Origin of the sequence: Lysinibacillus sp. GbtcB16, assembly GCF_019091145.1 — a bacterium.
Lineage (GTDB): Bacteria > Bacillota > Bacilli > Bacillales_A > Planococcaceae > Lysinibacillus > Lysinibacillus fusiformis.
On the sequence record NZ_JAGXJV010000661.1, the window covers coordinates 1 to 251 of the forward strand.

General features: G+C 53.4%; 1 protein-coding gene. It reads right to left on the bottom strand.

The window, feature by feature from the left end; translation table 11 throughout:
- Nucleotides 1–251, bottom strand: a 251-nt coding sequence (locus KVT27_RS25550) for an ABC transporter permease (protein WP_369009674.1), incomplete at both ends; no start/stop codon positions are given.

Consider the following 251-nt stretch of genomic DNA (forward strand, 5'->3'; position numbering starts at 1 on the left):
GGACTTGATGAGAAGGGGATCGACATTTTTTACGCCGATAATGGTGTTGTGCAGAAGAGGAAAGGCGCATGCATAGAGCACGATGGCGATTTTGGACGTCTCACCAAGGCCGAGCAGCAGGATGAATACGGGAAGTATGGCCAGGGCAGCCGTATTCCGCAGCAATTCAAGCAGGGGATTCAGGTATTCGGATACAGGCTTCCACCAGCCGATCGCAAGACCAAGCGGAATTGCCAGAACAATCGCCAGCG